1 protein-coding gene and 1 pseudogene are annotated in these 809 nt (G+C 71.2%); both read right to left on the reverse strand.

The features are described from left to right. Positions 1-597: pseudogene (locus BIU89_RS11925) on the reverse strand (MtrAB system histidine kinase MtrB); the annotation flags it as partial. 5 nt (positions 598-602) lie between these two features. Then, a partial coding sequence (locus BIU89_RS11930) for a winged helix-turn-helix domain-containing protein (protein ID WP_139179030.1) occupies positions 603-809 on the reverse strand: 207 nt, incomplete at its 5' end.

Below are 809 nucleotides of genomic sequence, written 5' to 3' on the forward strand. Positions count from 1 at the left end.
GTCGTCGTCGAGTTCGACGGGCTGCAGGCTCAGCCGCCCGGTGTTCTGCGCGACCTCCTTGCGCAGGGCATCGGTGATCACGGCGTCCGGGAAGCCCTGGCTGGCGATGGTCTGCAGCGTCTGCGCGGTGGACTGGTCCGGGCTCCGCTCGATCGCGATGCTCGTGCCGCCCGGACTCGTCGTGTTCGACAGGATCGCCTGCCGCGCCTCGTTCTGCAGCGTCTCGAGCTCGGACTGGTTGTTGTCCTCGCCCGCGGTCGCCGCGTCGAAGATCCCCTGGGCGACGATGGTGGCCCGTGCCGACTCGGACTCGATCTGGTCGCGGCGCTGCGAGTAGACGTTCGTCGAGATGCTCACCATGACCGCGGTGCCGATGATCCCCACCGCGAGTCCCGTCGTCATCACGGTGATGGCGACCGAGCGGAACATGAGCGAGCGCCGCCACAGGTACGCGATCGGACGCCAGGCGCGTCGGAGCCAGCGCCGCATCCGGCGACGGCTGCGGTCGACGACGCCGATCGAGACGGTGGCGCCGCCGGCCCCGCCGGCGCGGCCCGAGCGGCGTGCCGAGCCCGACGGGCGCGTCGAGGGCGGCACGGTGCTCAGGCTCCTCCGGCGCGGTACCCGACGCCGCGGACCGTGGTGACGGTCTTCGGGTTGTCCGGGTCGTGCTCGATCTTCGCGCGGAGCCGCTGCACGTGCACGTTCACCAGGCGGGTGTCCGCCTTGTAGTGGTAGCCCCAGACCTGCTCGAGCAGCATCTCGCGGGTGAACACCTGGTTCGGCTTCTCGGCGAGCGCCCGGAGCAG

This window comes from Curtobacterium sp. MCBA15_005, from assembly GCF_001864855.1.
GTDB classification, from domain to species: Bacteria; Actinomycetota; Actinomycetes; order Actinomycetales; family Microbacteriaceae; genus Curtobacterium; species Curtobacterium flaccumfaciens.